Origin of the sequence: Exiguobacterium sp. NPDC077395, from assembly GCF_050269125.1 — a bacterium.
GTDB classification, from domain to species: domain Bacteria; phylum Bacillota; class Bacilli; order Exiguobacteriales; family Exiguobacteriaceae; genus Exiguobacterium; species Exiguobacterium aestuarii_A.
Genome location: NZ_JBNNHU010000001.1, coordinates 1,138,693 through 1,161,742, shown reverse-complemented (window position 1 = coordinate 1,161,742; position 23,050 = coordinate 1,138,693). Strand labels below are relative to the sequence as shown.

Below are 23,050 nucleotides of genomic sequence, written 5' to 3'. Positions count from 1 at the left end.
AAAGGTTGCCACATCGGATATTATCCCTTACACTAAGTCGTATATTTATAAACATAGATTAATAATTATTCATAAGGGGTGCTTACATTTTGAAACAGAAACTCGTATTGGCTTACTCAGGCGGACTTGATACTTCGGTTGCAATTAAATGGTTGGATGAACAAGGATATGATGTCATCGCGGTATGTTTAAACGTCGGGGAAGGAAAGGACTTAGAAAAAATTCAACAAAAAGCAATGAAAGTCGGGGCAAAAAAATCAATCGTTATCGACGCGGTCGATGAATTCGTGACCGACTTCGCACGCTACTCGATGCAGGCGCATACGCTGTATGAAGGTGTATATCCACTCGTATCTGCTCTATCACGCCCACTCATCTCGAAAAAGTTGGTCGAAGTGGCACAAGCAGAAGGTGCAGTCGCTGTGGCCCACGGCTGTACAGGAAAAGGAAACGACCAAGTCCGCTTCGAAGTGTCCATCCATGCACTCGATCCGTCACTTGAAATTGTTGCACCGGTACGGGAATGGAAATGGTCTCGTGAAGAGGAGATTGCATACGCAGCAAAACACAATATCCCAATTCCAATCGTTCAAGAAGAACCTTTCTCTATTGATCAAAACATTTGGGGACGGGCGATTGAATGTGGCATTTTAGAAGACCCTTGGGCGGCACCGCCGGAAAGTGCTTATGAGTTAACAGCAGCGCTTGAAGATACACCTCATGAACCGACATATCTTGAAATCGAATTTAAGAACGGTGTACCGGTAGCCATCAATGGGAAGAACCAATCGTTCACAGATATTTTAAAGGAGCTGAATATCGTCGCCGGAGCGCATGGAGTCGGGAAAATCGACCACATTGAGAACCGTGTCGTCGGCATCAAATCACGTGAAGTATATGAGGCTCCTGGTGCGATGACGCTGATCACGGCCCATAAGGCCCTTGAGGCATTGACACTCGTACGTGAAGTGGCTCATTTCAAACCAATCGTCGAACAAAAATTGACTGAAACGATTTATAACGGACTGTGGTATTCACCTCTCACAAAAGCACTACTCGCATTCATCGATGAGACACAACAGACTGTCACAGGTACAGTTCGGATGAAACTCTTCAAAGGTCAAGCAATCGTAGACGGTCGTAAGTCACCGATTTCACTATATGATGAGGAGCTTGCGACATATACTTCGGCGGACACGTTTGATCAACAAGCCGCTGTCGGATTTATCAAGCTTTGGGGCTTGCCGACAAAAGTTCAGTCAGAGGTATTGATGGAAAAAGGAGCGTTCATTCATGAGTAAATTATGGGGAGGACGTTTTGAAAAGACGGCCAGTGATTGGGTCGATGCGTTCGGCGCCTCGATTGAGTTCGACGCTCAACTCGTCCTTGAAGATTTAGAAGGTAGCATGGCACATGTGACGATGCTCGGAGATCGAAATATCCTCTCAAAAGAGGAAGTCACTCAAATTCTTGAGGGATTACAAAAACTTAAGCAGAAGGCTATCGCTGGCGAATTGGCGTTCGAAGTGTATCATGAAGACATCCATATGAATTTAGAGGCATTGCTTCATGAAGAAATTGGACCGGTTGCCGGAAAAATGCATACGGCACGTAGTCGTAACGATCAAGTTGCGACAGACATGCATCTTTACTTGAAAGCACGTGTGAAAGAAGTGATTCAATTGATTGAATCACTTCAACGTGAGTTGCATGCACACGCTTCAGTAAACGTAGAGACGATCATGCCTGGCTATACGCATCTCCAACGTGCACAGCCAATCTCTTTGGCACATCATTTGCTCGCCTATTTTTGGATGCTCGAACGCGACAAAGAACGCTTCACAGACAGTTTGAAGCGAATTGACTGGTCTCCACTTGGAGCCGGTGCGCTCGCAGGGACGACGTTCCCGATTGACCGAGCCCGTTCAGCTGAACTTCTCGGCTTTGACCGAGTCTATCCGAACAGCTTAGACGCAGTGAGCGATCGCGATTTCATTCTCGAATTCTTATCGAACGCGTCGATGCTTATGATGCACCTCTCGCGCTTTTGTGAGGAGTTGATTCTTTGGGCTAGTGAAGAATACCGCTTCATTACTGTGTCCGATACATTCTCTACCGGATCGAGTATGATGCCACAGAAGAAAAACCCAGATATGGCTGAACTCGTACGTGGGAAATCGGGACGCGTCATCGGAAACTTGATGGGATTGTTGACACTTATGAAAGGACTTCCGCTCGCTTATAATAAAGATTTGCAAGAGGATAAAGAAGGCATGTTTGACACGGTTAAGACTGTTCAAGGCTCACTCAGCATCATGGCCGGGATGATGAACGAATTGACGTTCCATCCAGACACGATGAAGCAAGCAACAGAGCGCGACTTTTCAAACGCCACTGAATTTGCTGATTATTTGACAGCTAAAGGCATGCCGTTCCGTGAAGCGCATGAAGTAACTGGGAAACTCGTCAAATATTGCGTCGATGAACGCTTATATTTACGTGAGCTTCCATTGTCTGTGTTCCAAACACATTCTGACTTGATTGAAGAGGACGTGTATCACGCTTTGACCCCTGAACAAGCGGTCGCGCGTCGCAATAGTTATGGCGGTACAGGCTTCGATGCCGTTCGCGAACAGTTGAAAGAAGCTTCGGAATGTATGAATGTCATACCTTCTTAATGACCCTTGTCTCAGTATGATTGCTGAGACGAGGTTTTTTCTTGTTGACCTAGACTTAAGAAATGACTTGCCAACTTTTTAATCTCATGTTAACTTTTATATTGTTAACGTTAACTGAAAAGGGGTTTACATATGAAGATTCAAGATATGACTCAAATTGCCTTCGGGGCAGCACTTATCGCAAGTGTCGGTTTCATCGAAATACCGATCGGACCCGTTCCGATCACTCTTCAAACACTGGCCATCATGACAATCGCCGGCGTATTCGGTGCACGAAAAGGATTTTTGGCAGTCATCGTCTACCTCCTACTCGGCTTAATCGGACTTCCCGTACTGAGTGGTCAAGGAGGTCTTGCTCCCTTCGTTGGACCAACCGTCGGATATTTAATTGGATTTCCAATCGCCGCTTTCTTCATTGGCTGGTTCAGTGAACGGCATCGCTCCATCCCAGCATTGATTGGCTACAACTTGTTATTCGGTTTGGGGCTTGTATACCTACTTGGAAGCATCGGGCTCGAGATCGTTCTCGGTATGTCGTTCATTGATGCGCTCAAGGTGAATATCCCGTTTATTCTTGGAGATTCACTCAAAGCCGTACTTGCTGCGATCTTAGCTGTGAAAATTTCTCAGAACGTTCAAATTCGTCGTTCCCTCGCTTCTTAAACGTTCGAACGTTTCGCCCGTTTCCATATGTGGAATAAATGAAGTATGGAAGGGGGTGTCCCTATGAGCGACTCGACGTTTAAAAAACGCTTACAAAAAGCGACCCACTTTTATCAACGCTCTGACAAAGGGCAACGTCAAGGAGTTGACAAGTCGTCTCATGAGAAACGTGACACAGAAGCATTTGAGCGCAGACTCCGCGAAGCAAAAGCGAAAGTTGGAGAGATTCAAGAAAACATTGACCATATCGCCAGACGTTAAAACCCCGTCCAAAGACGGGGTTTTATTTTTTGCGTGGTCGAATGATGAGCGTGATGATAAAGAGAAGTGCTAGTGTGACGAGAAGTATAAGTGAAGCTGTATTCCATCCGACTAAATTGAGCGCCACACTAAATGCGACCGTGACATAGAAGCCACCTAATGCTTTTTTGACATGTTGTGAACTGAAACGCTGTAACTGTTTGGCTCCGAACGGAGATCCAATCATCGCACCTGCGATTAATGCGAGTCCATGCCAGTAATTCGTTTCAGCACCTGCCACGGCATAACTGATCACGCCTGATATTACGATGAGGAGAGCTGCTGAAATACTCGTTCCGACCGCTCGCTTCATTTCAGTGTTCAGTAGCTTGACTTGGAGCGGCGTCAATACGAACCCCCCACTTACCCCCATCAAAGAAGAGATAAATCCTGCAAAGACACCGATGATCCCAAGTCGTGGTACAGAAGCTGTCCCGACACTCCCTTCGACATGCTGTTTCGACCGGAAGAATGAAATCGCAAAGTACGTAAGTAACGCAATGTAGACGAGTGAGATGATCAGTGTCGCGCCGTCCACCCCTTCTAAGAAAAAGACGAGCGGAGTGGCAATCCAAGTCCCGACAATCCCGAACACACCAATCCATAACGCGTGTGACACGTTTACGTTTCGTAAACGAATGTGCGAGATTGTCCCTGCCGTCGTCGAACCGAGCGTCAACATGAGACTAAGTGCGATTGCCGCACTTGCTTCATAACCGAAAACAAGGAGGAGTGGCGTGAGCAAGATGCCACCACCGATTCCGAAGAAGCCGCTCAATATCCCGATCAATGTACCGAGCAAGAGAAACTGTAATAGTTGTAATAAGTCCATTTTGCACCCTTCTTTCATTGTTCTCGTTTGCAATCATATCAAAAAGGGGCGCCAATTGCGCCCCTTTGCTCACAATGATCGTTCTAGAAAATCGAAAATCTTTTGACGGTATTCAGTCTGGAATGATTGATACGATCCGACATGACCATCGTTTTCCGTCACCCATAGTTCGACACCATCCTGCGCGCTTGCAAGCTTTTCACTTTCTGAGACAGGAATCGCATCGTCACCTTTACTATGAATCAATAAAATCGGTGCTTCGATTGATTTGATATCTTGAATCGGTGAAACAACCTCCGCATCCAGTCCAGTGAACCAAGGGGTCACTGTCATGATGACGGGTGTGAATGGAACGTTCGGGAGATCACTCCATACGGGGAGATTTGTCTCAAGGTAGTTCCGTAAATCACTGAACGGACTGTCTGCGATGACTGCGGCTACTTCGACATCATCTGCCGTAGAGAGGGCCGTCGCTGCTCCCATAGAAATTCCGTAAAGTACGATTGGACCCTCTGATCGACCTTTTGCATATTGGATGGCTGCTTGTAAGTCCGATTGTTCTTTCGCGCCGACCGTTACCCGGTCTCCTTCTGAAATCCCAGATCCACGAAAATCGAACGTTAAAAATTGATATCCTTGCTCATGAAACTCGGGAATCAACTCTTTTAACGGGAGATCCTCCTGTTCTCGGTTCTTTCCATACCCATGAGCAAATACGATTGTCGCACGTGGCGTAGGATGGGGAATCCACCACCCATACAAGTCATGCCCTTCTTCTGATTGAATGGTCACGTTCTCATACTTCAATCCAAGTGACTTCGGCGTGTACGTCAACGTCTCTCGCTCAGGTGATGTTAATTGGTCACCGATATGTGCCGAGATCCCACCGATTGCCAATCCGGCCACCAGTAAGATGACTAGAATCGCAATACTCAATAGTTTCATCCAACGATTCATCTATTTCTTCCCCTCGATTCTACATTCATTATCTTAACCAGCTTCGAAGTGCGATGAGCGCATGTTGCACTGGCTCCCATGTATTAGCTGGAATCAAATAGCACTTCGCATCATTAATGGTAAACGTATGGACATCTTTCTGTTTGACGATATTTTCGCCGATTGCACCAAATGGATCACTATTCACATCTGTATGTTCAAACGTTCGCCACACGCGTTCGCCTTGTTCGATTACAGCACAACCGAACATTTTTGTCGGACCATCAATCCCATACTCCGCATAGTGCCAAAGTGTCGTTGCATCAAGTGGCGACCCGAGATGAAGAACACGTGCATTTCGTTCAATCATTCGTTCGATTGGTGAACCTGGACCGAAGCCGACGTCAATCGAATGACCAGACACAATTGTTTGTGCCTCTTCACCCCATGCGGCGACTGACCACATCGGATGTGCGCTTCGATAAACGTTCGGATAGTTCCGGAACAGTTCCGGGACACGCCCCATCCCACGGGTTGATGTCTTTTCTTTTTCATAAGGTGGCATTTCGGCACGAATCGTCTGCCACCACTCAACCGGAACAGGCGGTGCTTCCCATTCAGCCGGATCTGAATTGTCTCCGGTTTGTGTCGCCATCATGAGAAGTCCTGATGGTCCCACCACTTCTTGCAGTGCCTCGATGACTGTCTGCGCACCACCACATACCCATCCGAGTTTTGAAAGCGAGGTATGAACAAATAAAGACTCTCCTCGTTGAATTCCTGCTTCTTTCAAATGATTGATGAGACTTGACTTCGTCACCATCTGTTTCATTTCGATCACTCCACAATCAGCTGGATCGTTGACCCGCTTCTAGATTTTTTCACTTCGATTCGGGCATCGACGCGATCTTTCAATTCTTGGACATGACTGATGACCCCGACAAGTCGACCTGTCGCCTGTAGCGACATCAATAATTCGATTGCCTGGTCTAAAGATTCGGCATCAAGCGTCCCGAATCCTTCATCGATGAGCATCGTTTCAAGACTCACACCCCCGCTCAACTGTTGCACCACTTCTGCTAGACCAAGCGCGAGTGAGAGAGACGCTTTAAAACCTTCCCCTCCGGAAAGGTTTTGCACACGGCGTGATTGACCGGTGTACGCATCGAATACGAGAAGTTCAAGTCCGGACTTAGCATTGCCTTTTGCTGTCTCCACTTTTCGCTCTAGTCGAAACTGACCGCTCGTCATCTGGTCCAAATGAATGTTCGCCGCATGTAAAATCTGGTCGAAGAACGCCGTTTGTACATATGTTTCAAACGTCATCTTTTGCGGATTGACGCCCTTTCCGGTTTCTGCAATCAACTTGATGGTTTCTAACTTCTGTTCTTCACGTGCTGTGTCCTTACGAAGCGTATCCCACTCGGAGATGATTTGACGGTGTCTAGACAAGGCTTCTTGTGAGGTGATGAGATGTTCTGATGCTCGCTCGTATAATTCCTTGGCTTCGTTCACCTTCGTTTCAATCGACTGAAGGTCTGGTTGTGCTACATTTCCTAATTTCCCCTCAATCATCTGGATGCGGTGTCGTAACCGGACGCCTTCCTCTTCTTCACGTTGTAAGTTCTCACGGATATTCGTTCGCTGATCAATTCGATCAGCTAGTTGTTCGTACCGCTCCTGGTTCAACTGAGCGACTTCTAATTGCTTATTCCAGGTCGTCTTTTGTGAATCGTATTGCTCCATCGTCTCAGAAAGCTGTTGCCGCATTAAAGTGAGCCGCTCTTCTTCTTTCCACGTTTCCTTTTTGACGATTTCAAAGTCATGGTCGAACGCTTCAATTTTTTTCGTAAGTATGTTGAGACGATGTTGTCGGTCTGTCCGCTCGGTCTGTAATTGTTCTAACGTTGTTTCCTCTGTTTGACCGAGCGCATTCAGTTTTTGTTGTATCGCTTCAAGTTCTGTGAGGACACGTTGACGCTCTTCAAATTGGTTACGTCGCTCTTCTTCAAGTTGTCGCATTTCACCGGTGAGTTGGCGAAGCGTTCGTTCATTCTCGAGACGCGTCCGTTCTTCACGTTGTAGGCGATCCACATGCGCTTGCCATTTCTTGACTTCTTCTGATAACACTCCATCCACCTGAATATCTTTCGAAACCTCATCAAATTCTCGTCGAGCCTCTTCAAGCCGAGAATGGAGCGAACGATAATCGGATCTCGCTTCAATCAATTGAGTCGTCAATTCCTCAAGACGTGCCTTCGCCTCCACTTCTTCATCCATAGATTCAAGCAAATCTTCGAACTGTGGGACATCATGGTGACGAGAGCCGCACACCGGGCAAGGCTCACCTTCTTCAAGGGTTTCACTCAGTTGTCTTGCCGCATTCATTTGTTCTTGTTGTTTGTACTTTGTCATTACTTCTTGCTGGATGGCATGCAGTCGCTGCACTTCTTTTCCGGACCGCTCACAAGTGACGAGTTGATTTGATAACTCATTCACTTTTGTCTCAAGCTTGACCAAATACATCAATCGGTCGACATATCGCTCCGCATCAACTGCACGTTCTTCAGGTTCAATCGACAATGTTTTCAATAATTGTTGTTCGTGGGTTTGAAGTTCTTGGAGCCGACCCTCTTTGGAAAAGGTGCTTAATTCCGTCGCACGCTTCATCAATTGTTCACGTAATGTTACGTATTCTGCCCGCTCTTTCATTCGGGGTAACATCTCATCAATTAACCGAAGTCGCTCTTGAAGGGATAAGATTTCTTGTTTATTCTCTTCAATTGCAGATTTCTGCTCCGATAGTGAAGATTGCTTTTGTTGTAATTGTTCGAGTTTTTTAGAAGATGCTTGTTCTTCCGTCGTCAGTTGATGAACATGTTTCTTCATTTCTAATAATCGGTCATAGACTGGACGAATGTTCGCTGCTGCCTCTAAATGTCGCAACAACTCATGACGTTCGTTTCGTTCTGTCTCGCCTTTTAAAAATAAATCAAGAGCTTGCATGGTTTCTTGCTGTTCTTGAAATAAACTGACAAGCGCTTTCGCTTGTTCTAATTCGGTACGCGCCTGTTCGAGCTTCTTCGAATGATCCTGTTTCTGTTCTGCTGCCGATTCAACGGTTGTAATCAAACGTTGTTCGCGCTCGTCTAGCCACTGATGGATCACATCAATCGATTTCGTCGAAATTTCTTCAATCGCTTCATCTTCGAGCTCTAACAACTTAAGTCTTGTTCGTTCGACTGCCCATTCAACTTGTTTCCGGTATGTGCTGAGACGTTCTGTCCACTTCTCCTGGAAAGCACGATACGCCTCCGTCTTGAAAATAGATTGCAAGATTTGTTGTTTCTCATTTGAGTTCGAATCGAGCAATTGTCTAAATTGGTTTTGAGGGAGTAACAAGATTTGACTGAATTGTTCATATGAAAGTTGTAAAATCGACTCGACTTCCTCTTGAACCTCGTTCACTTTTGTCGCGATTGGCTTCCAACTATCCTCCCATTCATAAAGAACGGCCTCATGTGGGATCGGTGTCTTGTTTTTCGGGTGAGGTTGTTGAGGTTGTCTCACGATTCGATAGTGTTCACCGCGAATCGTAAACGAAAAGTCGACCTCCGTCTTCAACTCAGGTTGTGCGAATTGACTTCTGAAATCACTGGCATTGCGAAGCGTCCCGCTGGCCCGTCCGTATAATGCGAACGTCATCGCATCAAAGATGGTTGTCTTCCCTGCACCCGTCCGACCACTCACAACAAACATCGAGCGTCCAACTAATTGTGTGAAGTCAATCGTTTCTCGTTCCGCATACGGTCCGAATGCTTGAATCTTCAATTCGACTGGTCTCATCTGACATCACCTTCTTCAATCATTTGTTTGACGGCATCCGAGGCTGTTCGGTCGTGTACAGCTTCAAAGAACTGTAAATATACCTCTTCGACAGATTGTCGTTCGAGCGTTTCCCGTTCAAATGTTGACGTCTGTTCTTGGCGTCGTAACAGTTCCAGTTCAAGATGAAGAATGTTCGGATAAACAGTCCGAAGCTTTGCCATCGGATCAAAAAGTGCTTTGTCATCGGTCAACACAATTTTCAAATAATCATCGGTTTGTTGCTGTTGATAAAACGAAGGTGCGAGTAACTCATCCAACGTTCCTGTGATCTGTCTCATGTCCCGTTCTGGCGTCAACGTTCGATGTCTACGTTTCCAGTGTCCGTCCCACTCCAAAATATCTACCGATTTCTCATGATTGACCTCAGAGAAAGAATATTTCATGAGAGAACCACTGTATGCAATCCGTTCTGAATGGATTGCATCACGATTATGTAGATGTCCAAGAGCCGTGTATGAGAACGGGTCATATAGCCCTTTCGCGACCTGTCCGGCGGTACCGACCGATAACTGACGCTCCGAATCGGTCTCAAGTCCTCCTGCGACAAAACTATGGCCCACTGAGACCGCATTCTTCTCAATGGTTCCGTATGCTTCAATGACGGCCTCCAACGCGTCATGGTGCGTGCGAATTGTTTCGTTCCCTAATATGTGCCGAACACGAGCCGGCTCAAGAAATGGGATTGGGTAAAACGGAATCCCGGCTACTTCAAGCGGACCAGCATCCGGGTTTAATTTACCGATGATATGTAGTCCTACTTGTCTCAACAATTTTGAACTATATTCGAGACGCTCCGCTGAGTCATGATTTCCCGCGATGGCGACGACCGGGATTTCTCGCTTCAACACCAATTCTCGCCACATCTCATCGAGTAAATCGACAGCCTCGACGGGTGGTACGGCCCGGTCATACAAATCCCCAGCGATGATGACCGCATCTGGTTTTTCCTCATCGATGATTTGTAAAAACGAATGGAATAAAATATTTCGTTGATCTTCTGTCATATGACGACCATGGACAATCTTACCTAGATGCCAATCGGCCGTGTGAATCCATTTCATCACGTATCACCTCTCTTTCTTATTCTAGCATGACTCAATCGTTCGATTCGACGTCTTGACACCTGATTTTGAAACAGCGAAAGTAAAGAGAGAGGAGGTATGTTCAAAATGAATTCATCGACGTGGAAAACGTTTTTCCAACTTTTTAAAATCGCGAACCCTCCTAAAGGATTGTTTGTCGGAGCGATTCTGATTTCGCTCCTTCAAGCCGTTGCATCGTTAGCGATTCCACTCATTCTTCAACGCGTCGTTGACCGTTGGAGTAGTGACCTGTTGACGCCTGAATGGATTGCATACTTTATCATTGCCTTTCTCGTCCAAGTCATTACGAGCGCGTTATCGATTTACTGGCTACATATTGTCGGTCAACGTGTCGTCGCCAATCTTCGGACGACATTGTGGGACCACCTCATCAAACTGCCCATCCCTTTTTATGATGGGATCAAATCGGGAGAACTCGTCTCCCGCTTGAACAATGACACAACGACGCTACAACAGCTGTTGTCCGAGCAAAGTGTCCGCTTGTTGACCTCTTTTGTTTCGGTCATCGGTGCCGTCGCCATCTTGTTCACGCTCGATTGGCAAATGACACTCGTCATCTTGTTTTCAGTGCCGACGACGCTTGTCATCGTCATCCCACTCGGCCGAAAGCTTCGAGTCATTGCAAAAGAAACGCAACAGGAGCTAGGTAACCTGTCCGGATTTTTCGCGGAACTGCTCGGTGAAATCCGTCTCGTCAAGTCGCAGGCGACAGAACAAATGGAAGTGCGGACCGGGAAAGTGAAAATCGAAACGTTGTTCGATTATGGTGTGAAAGAAGGACGGATTCAAGCCATCCTCATCCCTCTCCTTAACGTGACGTTGACGGGGATGTTGATTGCCATACTCGGATTTGGAGCGTATCGTGTCTCGACAGGGGCCTTATCGACGGGTGAACTACTCGCTTTCATGCTCTATGTATTCCAAATCATCACTCCACTGATCACCATGAGTGAATTTTTGACGAGACTACAAAAAGCTCGTGGCGCAACTGAACGAATCGCTGAATTATTAGATGTCCGTCCTGAACCGTACAGCACATATCAAGAATCCATCGAGCAGGCTGACCTCTCTTTCGAGGATGTGACCTTTCATTATGGGACGGAGCCCGTTCTTCAAGGACTATCTCTTCACGTTTCACCGGGCGCAACGACCGCCATCGTCGGTCGAAGCGGCGCCGGCAAAACGACACTTTTTTCGCTCGTCGAACAATTTTACACACCAACGGAAGGATCAATCCGGTACGGTAATCGCGACATTCAAACATATGGCCGGGACACATGGCGTCAAATCGTCGGTTATGTCGCTCAAGACTCTCCCGTCTTGTCGGGTTCTGTTCGGACAAACATCGTCTATGGTCTTCAACGTGAAGTAAGTGATGAGGAAATCAAAGAGGCGTGTGAAATGGCAAACGCATGGTCATTTATCGAAGTGATGCCGAATCAGCTCGAGACGGAGATTGGAGAACGTGGTATTCGCTTGTCAGGTGGACAACGACAACGTCTTGCGATCGCCAGGGCATTATTACGTAATCCGCAAATTTTACTACTCGACGAAGCGACGTCGAGTCTGGATTCAGAATCCGAACGCGTCGTCCAGGAAGCGCTCGATCGCCTGATGGTCGGGAGAACCACACTCGTGATCGCCCACCGCTTATCGACTGTCAGACATGCCAACCAAATCGTTGTGTTAGAAAATGGACGCATCAGCGGGATTGGGAAACACGAGCAACTATTAAGCGAGAACGCACTTTATCAGCGTCTCGTCTCACAACAATTACTAGGGGGACAATCTACATGAAAACAATCGGGTTTATCGGTCTCGGGGTCATGGGCCAATCCATGGTACGAAATTTGATGAAGCATGGTTTTGACGTAAAAGCTTATACGAGAACGAAAGAGAAGGCTGCCTCGCTATTAGAAGAAGGTGTAGTATGGTGCGAAACGATCCGAGAGGTATGTCAAGATGCTGATGCCGTCATCACCATCGTCGGTTATCCATCAGATGTCGAGTCGATTTATTTCGGGGAAGGAAATATCCTTGATTCAGCAGAACCAGGTACGCTCTTGATCGATATGACAACCTCTTCACCAAAACTTGCTGAACGAATTGCCGAAACGGCCATTGAACGAAGTCTTCTTCCGCTCGATGCACCGGTCACCGGTGGAGATATTGGTGCAAAAAATGGGACACTTTCCATTTTGGTCGGAGGCGGAGAATTTGCCTTCAATAAGGCAAAACCTTTATTCGAAGCAATGGGACAGTCCATTGAACGGATGGGATATGCCGGGAGCGGACAATATGCGAAACTCGCCAACCAAATAGCCATTGCCGGAACGATGATGGGGAATGCGGAGATGTTAGCGTTCAGTAAACGAGCAGGACTTGACCCGGAAGCGCTCATCCGCACGATTCGTGGAGGAGCAGCCGGTAGCTGGACGCTTGAAAACTTGGTTCCACGGATGATTGTTGAAGATTATGCTCCAGGTTTCTTCATCAAACATTTTATTAAGGATATGACACTCGCCATCGAGAGTGCAAACGAACTTCAAGTGAAATTACCTGGACTTGAGCTTGCTCATCGACTCTATTCGATTCTCGAAGAAAATGGATACGGGGAGAACGGGACACAAGCGCTTATCGAGTATTACCTTCATCAAGACGTTTGAATCATGCCGTTTGTGGAATTAGTAGGAATGAAGGAGGCGATTTTCGTGCCATGGAACATGAAAGATTATCCAGAATCACTGAAAAACTTCGATCCACTTGTAAAAAAGAAAGCCATTGATATTGCGAACGCACTGCTCGCACAAGGCTATTCTGAGACGAAAGCGATACCAATTGCTACTGAACAAGCGAAAAAGTGGCATGCGGATGCGTCTGAACAAGAAAAACAAGATTTTGAAGACGCCCCTAACCCGAAAAAGACAGATCAGCATTGAACGTAAACAACCGGTCGGATTATCCGACCGGTTGTTTTGCGAGATACGACGCCTTCATTTCTAGATAGAGACCTGAAATGGCCGTCTGTAAGTAGGGCGTGACAAAGATGTAAGCAAGTCCCCCAGTAAGAAGGACAAGCGCGTACCATCCGATGAAACTTGCGAATAGCTTTAACATCGTCTGTTTATGCCCTTTCATCATCAAACGACTTTTACGCATAGCTTGAAATGCTGAAAGTTCTGGTTCGTCCCGCATGATGAACGGTGTGATGCGATACGTCAAATAAAACCAGACGCCAGGCACAATTAGGAATAACATCAACACGTTCAGTCCTAAATAAAACACCGCGTAATAAATCACCGCTCGTGAATAGTCTTTCAGTGAGCCGAACGCTTCAATCAATAAGCCAAACTTAGGCTTCTCGTCTTTAGCGACCTGAAGAAACACCCAATTCTTCCCGAGCTCGATTGGAGCGAGAAGGACTGTCGCCCCATACAATAGTGCCACAGAAGTCATGAGAACTTCAGAGTCATTCGTTGATAGGTCTAGACGTGTCGTGATCATCGCCTGAATGACCATGACGGTCAAAACGACGAGTAATGATATGCCCCATTTTCCTGAGAGCATTCGAAGCGCATATTGTTTGTAAACGGAAGATTGCATGAGTTCACCTACACTTTGTATTTTCTTTCATTATAGCAAAAAAACAGTCTTTCGACTGTTTTCCGCTTTGACTCATCCACGAAGTTGTTTAAATTTAGCCCCATCCAACTGTCCGTTTGTTCGTACGCCATTCCCGACGTGTACCATGTCGACGTTGAGTCGTTCCTGTAAGGATGGCAAAGTTTCTGTCGTGATACCGGCTCCAGGCAATATAGTCATCTCTGCTTGCTCGTTCAGTCGGATCAATGTTTCGATACCTTCTAACGCAGTGTTCGCACCACCTGATGTCAATAAGATATCGATTTCCGGGAAATCATTTAAGACATCCAGCGATTCATATACATCACGCGACGCGTCGAAGGCACGATGGAACGTTAGTGCCATCTCACCTTTATGTTTGATGACTTCTCCTAAAATCCGCTCATCGATTGCACCGTCTTTTGTCAATGCACCAAAGACGATTCCATTCACCCCGAGTTCACGGCACAGACCAATGTCTGCAAGCATCGTCTCCACATCATCTTCGTTGAAATGGAACGAACGTGTATGAGGTCGAATCATAACATGTACCGGGATGGATACGTGCTCGATCACGTTCCGAATCATCCCGAAACTTGGTGTGATCCCGCCATTTTCCATATCTGCAATCAGCTCGAGTCGATCTGCCCCGAGTTGCTCCGCCTCGATTGCTTCAGATAACGTTGTGACAATCACTTCTACTTTCATACAATCGCTCCTTTTACGGCGCGAACTTCCAGTCCACACCATGTTCGGCTAAGACGCCTTTAAATTCTTGTGGTTCCGGAAAATCTGAGATAATTGCCGTCACCTTTGAAAAGTCGCACACCCGATATCTTTTTTGTTGGTTCAACTGGGTATGGTCGGTTAATAAGAATGTCTCGCGACTTTGCGACATCACCGATTGTGTGATACTAGCGAGTCCGAAAGCATCGCACGTCAAACCAAGGGTTGAATCGACCCCTTCAACAGATAAGATGGCAAGGTCGAACATATAGGTTTGGAGTTGTGCGAGAACTTGTTCGCCTGTCGTTACGAGATGTTTCGGATCGATTGTACCACCTAACAACTGGATTTCGCCACCGAGCACACCTTTCGCCCGTTGTTCAAACAACGCTTTGGCGACCGTTAGAGATGGAGTGACCACCGTCACATTTCGTCCTCGTATACGAGATGCTACTTGTTCGGCTGCAACCCCATGACCGATATAGAGTAACGTATCGTCTGGAATCAATTGAAATGCCGTATACGCGATACGGCGGATGCCATCCATGTTGGCAATGACAATCGGCTGAAAAGACATGCTCTGATGAAGAACCGCACCCCCATAAACACGCTTGATCCGATGTTCTTTCTCTAGTTCTTCTAGATAACGTCGAATCGATTCCCCTGATACATTCAATCGTTCAATCAATTCGCTCGTCTTCACTTTACCTTCTCGTTCGATCCACTCGACAATTTTTTGTTTACGTTCTTCACCGATTAAAGACACGTCCCTGCCTCCTCCACTAAAATCTTTCCTTTTCTAGTGTAACGAACGCATGTAAATTTAACGTAAATTGAAAGTAAAGAACGAGCAAATCCAACATGATTTCGCTTCTTTTTTATGTAAATCAACAACAATGCACAAAAAAGGTGCGTCTTGATCGGACGCACCTGAAAGAAATTAAGATTTATGCTTGTTTTGAAAAAGTGGCACTTTTGGTTCTTTCCCTGCGCGTATTCGTTGCCAGTTCGTACGATGTTTAATGATAATAAACAAGGCGAGTGGAACGATGACAATGAGAGGTAACCAATCTTTCGTCAATACACTGTACGTTGTTGCCGTCACGAGACCTACTGCAGCGGCAGCCATCGAGGAGAGGGATACCATTCGTGAAATGAGAAGTGTCACAATAAACGTGCCGACGACGACAAAGAAGAACCACGGAAACGCTGCTAGAAGTACGCCGCCGCTCGTCGCGACCGATTTTCCACCTTTAAACTTCGCAAAAATCGGATAAGAATGTCCAATGACTGCCGGAATTCCTGCAAGAAGCAAACTCATCTCACTTCCGAATAATAGAGGTAGTAGTGCAGCAACTAGTCCTTTCCCCATGTCACCAAGTAAAACAAGAATCCCCGCTTTTTTCCCGAGAACTCGAAACGTATTCGTTGTACCTAAGTTGCCACTCCCATGTTCGCGAACGTCTACACGATAGCCGAGCTTGCCGATGATGAGCGCAAACGGAATCGCACCGAGTAAATAACTTAAAATGATAATCATGATTTCTGTCACATATGGCATCGCAATTCCCCTTACTTCATATATTCCTCAATGTATCGGTCATATGGCTGATTCAATGTGTGTACCGCTTTTGCATGTTCAGTACCGATATAACGTAAGTGCCACGGTTCATACATATAGCCAGTTTCTTTTTCAAACGCTTTTTGATAGCGAATGATAAAGCCATACTCGTGAGCATGTTCTGCGAGCCATTTCCCTTCAACCGTTTCACCAAGGCTTTGTGTGAGTTGATAATTGACTGAAGCACTCGAAACGTCGATTGCAAGACCCGTCTGATGTTCAGAGTGTCCGGGTGGAGCAGAATATTTCATCGCTTGTTCCTTACCATCCCGCTCAACGTAAGCATTAAATAGCGTCACCTGATAACCGTATGAACGAAACGCACTCGTCCCTTTCAAATCGATACCAGACGCTTTTGCTTCACTCATCAATTCTTCGATTGCACGTGCCGCCTCTTTTCGCATCATCCGACGCTCACCGACCGCTGAATCGACAAAATCGATATTTGCCTCAACTAAGTCGCTCGGCTGATAATTAGCCGGCAATGCAATTTGCTTATTTACGAGAATTAATTCTTCTAATTCTAAGTTTGCGACACCATCGACTTCAATCGGTTGGACAGGTGTAGTCGGTTCTTCAGCTGCTGGCGGTGTCGGCTCAGCTGGTTGTTCTTCGACTTCCGGTTCAGACTCCGTTGTTTCTTCGTCTGTCGGTGACTCGGTTTCCACTTCTTGATCCGAGGTCGGTTCGTTTGGTTCTGATTGTGGTTCATCTATTGTTGATGACTGTGTCGTTGGTTCTTTCGGTTCAACTTGCTCGTTTGTCGTACAACCGGCTAACATGAACGTCAAGGCGCCGCAAACCATCAAGACTGATGGATAACGCATGCGATTTTCCCCTTTCTAGATAACAAAAAGTACCGTCAAGATATGATACCATACTGACGGTACGAAGACAGAAGATTCTTAGACAGGATTCATGACGTTCATGTACATATCATGCCATTTCGGGAACTCTCGATCAAGACGAATCGGTTTGAAATCTCCTCGTTTGACCACAACATGAGTCGTCTTGGCTGTTCCCACGAGCTCACCATCTTGGTTCGTCAACTCATACCCATAAATCGTTCTGATCTTTGAATATTGGTCGACCCATACGCGCACATGAACCGTATCGCCAAACGTTACGCTTCGCTTGTAATCCATCGATACGTTCGTCACCGGCGAAACGAAACCTGCTTCTTCCATGTCTTTGTATTCGACACCGAGCTGACGTAACAGTTCGGTGCGAGCAATCTCTAGGTATACTAAATAGTTGGCATGATAGACGATTCCCATCATGTCCGTTTCTTGATATCTAACTGGAATTTGAATCGTATGCATTGAATCATCCTTCTTTCCTGCTACTAGTGTATTATAGTTTACTCTTAATATCTACTACTAATAATTGTTGGAGTGATGTCTCGTTCTCTTCCTCCGACATGAGTCGGTACGATTGACGAGCGATTGACTCATCGATCACAGACAAAGCCGTCCGTGCATTCGCGTGTTTGATTTCACTCAATCGAATCGATAATGCTTCAATCGCTTGTTCGTCCAGCTCGTATCCGAATTGGTTCGCATAGTTCACAGCAATATCAACTAGTTGTTCTTGCGAATAATCTTCAAAATGAATCGTGCGTTTCATGCGACTGCTTAGTCCAGGATTCGATTCAATCAACCGTCTCATCGGACCTTCATACCCCGCAAGGACGACAACAAGGTTTTCGCCATGTTTCGGCATTTCATCGACAAGTGTATCGATTGCCTCTCGACCGTAGTCATTCGCTCCTCCATTCAGGCTGTATGCCTCGTCAATGAGTAATACGCCACCGAGTGCATCACGAATCGCCGCCTTCGTTTTTTGTGCGGTCTGTCCCACATAGCCACTGACCAAATCCGCTCGACTGACAACGTTGACGTGTCCACGCTTCAAATAGCCTGTACGCTTCAACATTTGAGCATACAGATATGCAAAAGTGGTCTTACCCGTTCCACTATTCCCCGTGAGTGTCATATGAAGTTGGACGGGTGCCGTCTTCAGACCGAGCGCTTTTCGTCTCTTTTGGATGTTCACGAGTGCTTCAATCTCTGCCAATTGAGCTTTGGCATCTTCCATACCGACAAGGTCGTCCAACGATGTTGGACTCGCATCTTCTTCGGGTTGATCAAAGTCTTCTTCGGTCAAAAGCGCCATCTCGTCTAGAGGGGCATCTGCACCGAAACGAGATCCTTTTTTAAACATCGCATCGAGTAAGATGTTATGAACCGTTCGCGCATTCCCGAAGGTCGAATCGACACGTTCACGGTCGATCCGTGTCAGAAGTGACCGTTTTGCTTCCTCCGTCAACACATAATTATTTTCCTGTGCCACTTTTTCACCGATAGCGACTAATTCCTCATCCTGATAGTTTGGCAACTCGTAATGATTCGATTCTGGGAATCGTGAGCGTAAACCAGGGTTCGCAAGTAGGAAATGACGCATCTCTTCTGGATAACCAGCCAGGATGACGACAAACTTCCCGGCATATTCGCCGCTCGTCATCGCTGCGACGAGCGTGTCGATTGCAGCTTGCCCATAGTCACTTCCGCTTGCATCTTGACGTTTTAGTGCATATGCCTCATCGATGAACAGGACGCCACCTTCTGCTTCTTTGACTTTATTCATCACTTGTTCTTCCGTTTGTCCGACATATGCGCCGACTAGGCTTGAGCGATCCGCTTCGACGAGGTCCGGTCGACTGAGCAGGCCGAGTTCAAAATAAATCTCTGCCATGAGTCGAGCAAGCGTCGTTTTCCCGGTACCTGGATTACCCGTAAACACAAGATGAAGAGAGGGTTGATGCTTCGATGAAAACCCTGCTTTCTCTCGTTCTTTCTGGAAGAGCAGGAAGCGATACCATGCTTTCACACGGTCTTTGATGTCATCTAGACCAATCATTTCCTCAAGTGATTCGATGGCGCTTGAGCGTGTCTCCGTTTTACGTTCCGGTAACAGCTGACAGATTGCATCGAGTCGCTCTTTGACGAGCACAACGCGTTCACCGAAGCGACGAAACGCTTCTCGACTGAAGTAGTTCCCTTGCATCGATGCGAGTAAAGATGCCGTATCATCCTCTAACGATGCGACTTCCTGCATCGCCTCGATGATTGCCTCGAAAATCTTCTCGAGTTGCCCCCGCCATTCTGAGTCCCGCAAATCAGATTTGGCCGCCTCCACTTCATCGTGAAGTCGGTCGAGTTGGTCAAGTAGTGCAGATGTTTTTGACTCATATTCAGTCAAAATTTGTACCTTCATCGATGCGTAATCCGCTTCGCGAAGTGTCGGCCAATCAATTTGAAGCGCTTGCTTTGAACGACGCAACTGCTCGTTCAATTGAAACAGACGTAATTCAGGCGGTAACGCATTCATCGACTCTAATTCTTTCACCCAACGGTTCAATAAAGGGTCCATCGACTCCTTCTGCTCGAGTCGATGTGTAGCGAGCAATGTCAATGAACGAATCAATTCTTCTTCATGCCCAGTCGCACGTGACCAGTGCGCATAAGATAAAAGCGCCGCCTCATTAATCTTTTCTCCAGCTTCCCAGTTCGTCAAATCCGTTTGAACTTGTTCAACTTGAATTTGTTTCATTCTGTTCTCCCTTTCAGACGACAAGGGAGCCGACATGTTGTCTGCTCCCCATCGGATTATCTTGATTCAAAAGATGTCATTCGAATCGAATGGAACAACTTTCCGTTATTCCGCGATTCTGCCGCAAGCAAAATCCGTTCATTCGCATCGACATAATATGTGACTGTCTCTTTATTATCTTCTTCACTAAAAATAGATGGATAGTTTTGAACCCATTCTTCAGGAACCGTTTCAGCCGCTTCAGACTTCACATAAGCTTGCGCTGTTCGACCGACTAAATCTGTCTCGCCCTCACTTGACCCGAGTGTGCCATCGTCTAGCCATTTACGAATCTGTTCATTCGTGGCGCGGGATAGGAATGGATGCGGTGCGACTGCTCCGGAATTGGTCTCTTGTCGAAGAACCTCTTCTCCGTCCGGATTAAACTCCAAATACGTTTCTCCGTCCCACTCTGCTTTTGCACCCACGTTTGGTCCCATGACGACTTCTGAGACAAAATGTCCGTCTTCATCATACGTGACAAGGTACTCTCGTTCTTCGAGTGTTTCCCCTTCTTTCGGAAGTTTACGCTCTTGATACCCAATCACGACATTTGAGTAGAACGGTTCAACCTGTTCTCCCTCTTCACCATTTAGATTCATGAGTAAGTAAAAATTATAAGCGAGTAATGCCCCGACAATGAGGATGCCGGCCAAAATGACCCAGCTCAACCGTTTTTTTATCTGTTGTTTCATAGCCTATCCTCCTCGTTTCTTCACTTACTATCCTACACTAGCTAAGAGGACAAGCAAAATATTTTTAACTGAAAAAAGGGCCTCGAACGAGACCCTTTCAGATTATCCTAGTTTATCGTCATCTTTCATCTGTGATTCAAGCCATTTATCTCGTTCATCCGGCTCATCAGCCAAGTCTCTGAACAAGGCGATGATCATAAAGACAAGAACGAAGATGAATGGGAAAGCTGCGAGAATCGCAACAGCTTGCAGGGCATCCAAACCACCAGCATATAGAAGCACGGCAGCGATAGATGATTGGATCACACCCCATGTCATTTTAATACCCATCGGCGGGACAAGCTTACCGTTCGAAGTGAGCATACCGAGTACATATGTCGCTGAGTCGGCAGACGTGATAAAGAATGTCGAGATGAGGAAGATTGCGACAATACTGAGTACTGTCCCAAAACCACCAAACGTCTCGAATAACGCGAACAGCCCGACTTCTGTACCGATTTCGTTCACTTGTCCAATCAAGTCGTATCCACCGAACAAGTCAGCCCAGATAGCTGAGCCACCGAAGACGGAGAACCATAAGAGTCCGAACGATGTAGGGACAAGTAAAATCCCGATAATAAATTCACGAATCGTGCGGCCTTTAGATACGCGTGCGATGAACGTTCCGACGAATGGTGACCACGAGATCCACCATGCCCAATAGAAAATCGTCCAGCCGTTGATCCACTCACGTTCAACCGGCTCGAATGCGGCCGTACGGAAACTCATACCAGGAAGTTGTTGCAAGTACGTCCCTACCGTTTGTGTGAACAAGTCGAAGATGAATGCAGTCGGTCCGGCGAACATGGTCGCAACGAGTAAGACGATTGCTAAGAAGATATTCGTGTTACTCAAAATACGAATCCCTTTTTCAAGACCCGTTGAAGCACTGATCATGTAAAGTACCGTTACGACGGCGATGATGATCAACTGTGTCACGAAGGCGTTCGGTACCCCAGGGATGAGATAATGAAGGCCACCGGCAATCTGTTGAGCACCAAAACCGAGTGAAGTCGCTACCCCGAACGCCGTCGCAATGACCGCGAGAATATCGACCGTTTGTTTCACAGGTTGTTCGTAGCGGTTGTGGACGAGCGAACCGATTGTCTCCCCAATCGTCGCAGGGCGCCCTTTTCTAAACGTTGAGTATGCGATTGCGAGTGCGATCATGGCATAAATCGCCCATGGGTGGAAGCCCCAGTGGAAGAACGCATAACGCATCGCAGTACGCGCGTCCCCTTCAGGTGTCAAAGAAGAGAATGGCGGTGAATGGAAATGAAGCAGCGGCTCTGCCGCTCCCCAGAAGATGAGTCCAATCCCCATTCCGGCACTGAACAACATGGCGAACCATGACAAGTAACTGAATTCAGGTCGGTCCGTATCTTTCCCGAGACGAATCGATCCATAGCGAGAAAAGATTAAAAAGATAGCGACAAGTAAGAAGCCGGTCGCACTTAACAGGTAAAACCAGCCCATCCCGTTTGAGAGCCAGCCTTGTAACGTGCTGGTTACATTTAATAGACTAGCATTTCCTAAAATGCTTTCGGGAAATAATCCCCAAATTGTGAATAAGCCAGTTATGATTACAGAAATGACGAACACAGGCGTCACACGGCTTTTCCGTTCCATAAAATCACTCCTATTTAATTTTCTATTTTCATATACGTTTTCCACCCTAACATACTTTTTAAACAAGTCTCAACCCCAACTGTCCAGAAATGTGTCATTTACTGAAAAATAGATAGGTGTCTTGTCAAGAAGACGTTTCCTTCGGTTCAAGCGAGACAATCAACGTCTCATCCACCACGTAGTAAGGTCTTTTGGGCAGTGTCTTTAAGTAACCTCCCTCTCGAAGACGTGTCAAATCTAGTTGTAGTGCATTCTCAAATTTTCGCAGTGGCAATTTTTTCTCTTGATCCATATACAAGTCTAGGGCACGCTGTACTTGGTCCATCTCATAGATAACATCACGCTCTTCTTCCGAAACGATATGAAACGTCTCTTTCGACATATAGAAACGCTGTTTTGGGATTCCGGACAAATGATGCTTCAATCGTTTTGTGTCAATCTCTTGTGTGTCATCTAGTAGGACGGTACGATTTACGCCTTTTGGCAACGTCTGTTCATACTCGTGAATCGCATGTCGCAATTCAGGTAACGTGATATCGATTTCTCGATCAGGCTCCACCTCTTTTTGCTGTGTCAGCCGCTTCCACCAACTCTTACTCTTCTTCGCTTCTTGCTCCATAAGCACACCCCTCCCTGTCTTCCTGTTCCCGATTCTTTTAAAACTTTC

General features: G+C 46.5%; 22 protein-coding genes. 7 read left to right on the top strand and 15 right to left on the bottom strand.

Going from position 1 to position 23,050, the window contains the following annotated elements:
- Positions 1 to 86 precede the first annotated feature (86 nt).
- From ACQKD4_RS05945 to ACQKD4_RS05930, 4 genes are all read left to right on the top strand, one after another.
- Entirely contained in the window at positions 87 to 1,301 is a 1,215-nt protein-coding gene (locus ACQKD4_RS05945; RefSeq protein ID WP_339962847.1) for an argininosuccinate synthase, read from the top strand.
- Positions 1,294 to 2,679: an argininosuccinate lyase gene (gene argH, locus ACQKD4_RS05940; protein WP_427372733.1), complete on the top strand. Its 1,386-nt coding sequence runs from the start codon at positions 1,294 to 1,296 to the stop codon at positions 2,677 to 2,679. The genes ACQKD4_RS05945 and argH overlap by 8 nt, the downstream gene beginning before the upstream one ends.
- 132 nt (positions 2,680 to 2,811) lie before the next feature.
- On the top strand, positions 2,812 to 3,342 hold the full coding sequence (locus tag ACQKD4_RS05935) for a biotin transporter BioY (RefSeq protein ID WP_214692643.1): 531 nt from the start codon (positions 2,812 to 2,814) through the stop codon (positions 3,340 to 3,342).
- A gap of 63 nt (positions 3,343 to 3,405) precedes the next feature.
- The gene (locus ACQKD4_RS05930; RefSeq protein ID WP_214692645.1) at positions 3,406 to 3,603 is read left to right on the top strand and encodes a hypothetical protein; all 198 of its coding nucleotides are present in this window, start codon (positions 3,406 to 3,408) and stop codon (positions 3,601 to 3,603) included.
- Positions 3,604 to 3,625: 22 nt separating this feature from the next.
- Here the strand turns inward: ACQKD4_RS05930 and ACQKD4_RS05925 are convergent, their stop codons facing one another.
- From ACQKD4_RS05925 to ACQKD4_RS05905, 5 genes are all read right to left on the bottom strand, one after another.
- On the bottom strand, positions 3,626 to 4,474 hold the full coding sequence (locus ACQKD4_RS05925; protein ID WP_214692647.1) for a sulfite exporter TauE/SafE family protein: 849 nt from the start codon (positions 4,472 to 4,474) through the stop codon (positions 3,626 to 3,628).
- Between the two features lie 69 nt (positions 4,475 to 4,543).
- Positions 4,544 to 5,431 (bottom strand): alpha/beta hydrolase, encoded by an 888-nt coding sequence (locus tag ACQKD4_RS05920; RefSeq protein ID WP_427372732.1) that lies wholly within the window; start codon positions 5,429 to 5,431, stop codon positions 4,544 to 4,546.
- Positions 5,432 to 5,459: 28 nt separating this feature from the next.
- Positions 5,460 to 6,242, bottom strand: coding sequence for an aminoglycoside N(3)-acetyltransferase (locus ACQKD4_RS05915; RefSeq protein ID WP_427372731.1), 783 nt, complete (start codon positions 6,240 to 6,242; stop codon positions 5,460 to 5,462).
- Between the two features lie 5 nt (positions 6,243 to 6,247).
- Positions 6,248 to 9,256, bottom strand: coding sequence for an AAA family ATPase (locus tag ACQKD4_RS05910; protein ID WP_427372730.1), 3,009 nt, complete (start codon positions 9,254 to 9,256; stop codon positions 6,248 to 6,250).
- Positions 9,253 to 10,359, bottom strand: coding sequence for an exonuclease SbcCD subunit D (locus ACQKD4_RS05905; protein ID WP_427372729.1), 1,107 nt, complete (start codon positions 10,357 to 10,359; stop codon positions 9,253 to 9,255). The genes ACQKD4_RS05910 and ACQKD4_RS05905 overlap by 4 nt, the downstream gene beginning before the upstream one ends.
- A 108-nt stretch (positions 10,360 to 10,467) precedes the next feature.
- Between ACQKD4_RS05905 and ACQKD4_RS05900 the strand changes: the two genes are divergently transcribed.
- Genes ACQKD4_RS05900 through ACQKD4_RS05890 form a run of 3 tightly spaced genes read left to right on the top strand, consistent with a single transcriptional unit; the run spans position 10,468 to position 13,340 of the window.
- Positions 10,468 to 12,198, top strand: a complete 1,731-nt coding sequence (locus ACQKD4_RS05900) for an ABC transporter ATP-binding protein (protein WP_427372728.1) — start codon at positions 10,468 to 10,470, stop codon at positions 12,196 to 12,198.
- Complete coding sequence (locus ACQKD4_RS05895) at positions 12,195 to 13,067, top strand: NAD(P)-dependent oxidoreductase (RefSeq protein WP_427372727.1); 873 nt, start codon at positions 12,195 to 12,197, stop codon at positions 13,065 to 13,067. Before ACQKD4_RS05900 ends, ACQKD4_RS05895 begins: the two co-directional genes overlap by 4 nt.
- 45 nt (positions 13,068 to 13,112) lie before the next feature.
- On the top strand, positions 13,113 to 13,340 hold the full coding sequence (locus ACQKD4_RS05890) for a hypothetical protein (protein ID WP_074033180.1): 228 nt from the start codon (positions 13,113 to 13,115) through the stop codon (positions 13,338 to 13,340).
- Positions 13,341 to 13,359: 19 nt separating this feature from the next.
- Here the strand turns inward: ACQKD4_RS05890 and ACQKD4_RS05885 are convergent, their stop codons facing one another.
- From ACQKD4_RS05885 to ACQKD4_RS05840, 10 genes are all read right to left on the bottom strand, one after another.
- On the bottom strand, positions 13,360 to 14,004 hold the full coding sequence (locus tag ACQKD4_RS05885) for a DUF975 family protein (RefSeq protein ID WP_427372726.1): 645 nt from the start codon (positions 14,002 to 14,004) through the stop codon (positions 13,360 to 13,362).
- 72 nt (positions 14,005 to 14,076) lie between these two features.
- On the bottom strand, positions 14,077 to 14,730 hold the full coding sequence (locus ACQKD4_RS05880) for a copper homeostasis protein CutC (RefSeq protein WP_427372725.1): 654 nt from the start codon (positions 14,728 to 14,730) through the stop codon (positions 14,077 to 14,079).
- Positions 14,731 to 14,743: 13 nt separating this feature from the next.
- Positions 14,744 to 15,514 (bottom strand): DeoR/GlpR family DNA-binding transcription regulator, encoded by a 771-nt coding sequence (locus tag ACQKD4_RS05875; protein WP_074033183.1) that lies wholly within the window; start codon positions 15,512 to 15,514, stop codon positions 14,744 to 14,746.
- 174 nt (positions 15,515 to 15,688) lie between these two features.
- Complete coding sequence (gene plsY, locus ACQKD4_RS05870) at positions 15,689 to 16,309, bottom strand: glycerol-3-phosphate 1-O-acyltransferase PlsY (protein ID WP_074033184.1); 621 nt, start codon at positions 16,307 to 16,309, stop codon at positions 15,689 to 15,691.
- A gap of 11 nt (positions 16,310 to 16,320) precedes the next feature.
- Entirely contained in the window at positions 16,321 to 17,196 is an 876-nt protein-coding gene (locus ACQKD4_RS05865) for a M15 family metallopeptidase (protein ID WP_274664342.1), read from the bottom strand.
- 78 nt (positions 17,197 to 17,274) lie between these two features.
- On the bottom strand, positions 17,275 to 17,691 hold the full coding sequence (locus tag ACQKD4_RS05860) for an acyl-CoA thioesterase (RefSeq protein WP_074033186.1): 417 nt from the start codon (positions 17,689 to 17,691) through the stop codon (positions 17,275 to 17,277).
- A 31-nt stretch (positions 17,692 to 17,722) separates the two neighbouring features.
- On the bottom strand, positions 17,723 to 19,981 hold the full coding sequence (locus ACQKD4_RS05855; protein ID WP_427372724.1) for an AAA family ATPase: 2,259 nt from the start codon (positions 19,979 to 19,981) through the stop codon (positions 17,723 to 17,725).
- Between the two features lie 56 nt (positions 19,982 to 20,037).
- On the bottom strand, positions 20,038 to 20,715 hold the full coding sequence (locus ACQKD4_RS05850; protein WP_427372723.1) for a hypothetical protein: 678 nt from the start codon (positions 20,713 to 20,715) through the stop codon (positions 20,038 to 20,040).
- Between the two features lie 102 nt (positions 20,716 to 20,817).
- On the bottom strand, positions 20,818 to 22,383 hold the full coding sequence (locus tag ACQKD4_RS05845) for a BCCT family transporter (protein ID WP_427372722.1): 1,566 nt from the start codon (positions 22,381 to 22,383) through the stop codon (positions 20,818 to 20,820).
- Positions 22,384 to 22,507: 124 nt separating this feature from the next.
- Entirely contained in the window at positions 22,508 to 23,002 is a 495-nt protein-coding gene (locus ACQKD4_RS05840) for a DUF3939 domain-containing protein (RefSeq protein WP_427372721.1), read from the bottom strand.
- Between the last annotated feature and the right edge of the window lie 48 nt (positions 23,003 to 23,050).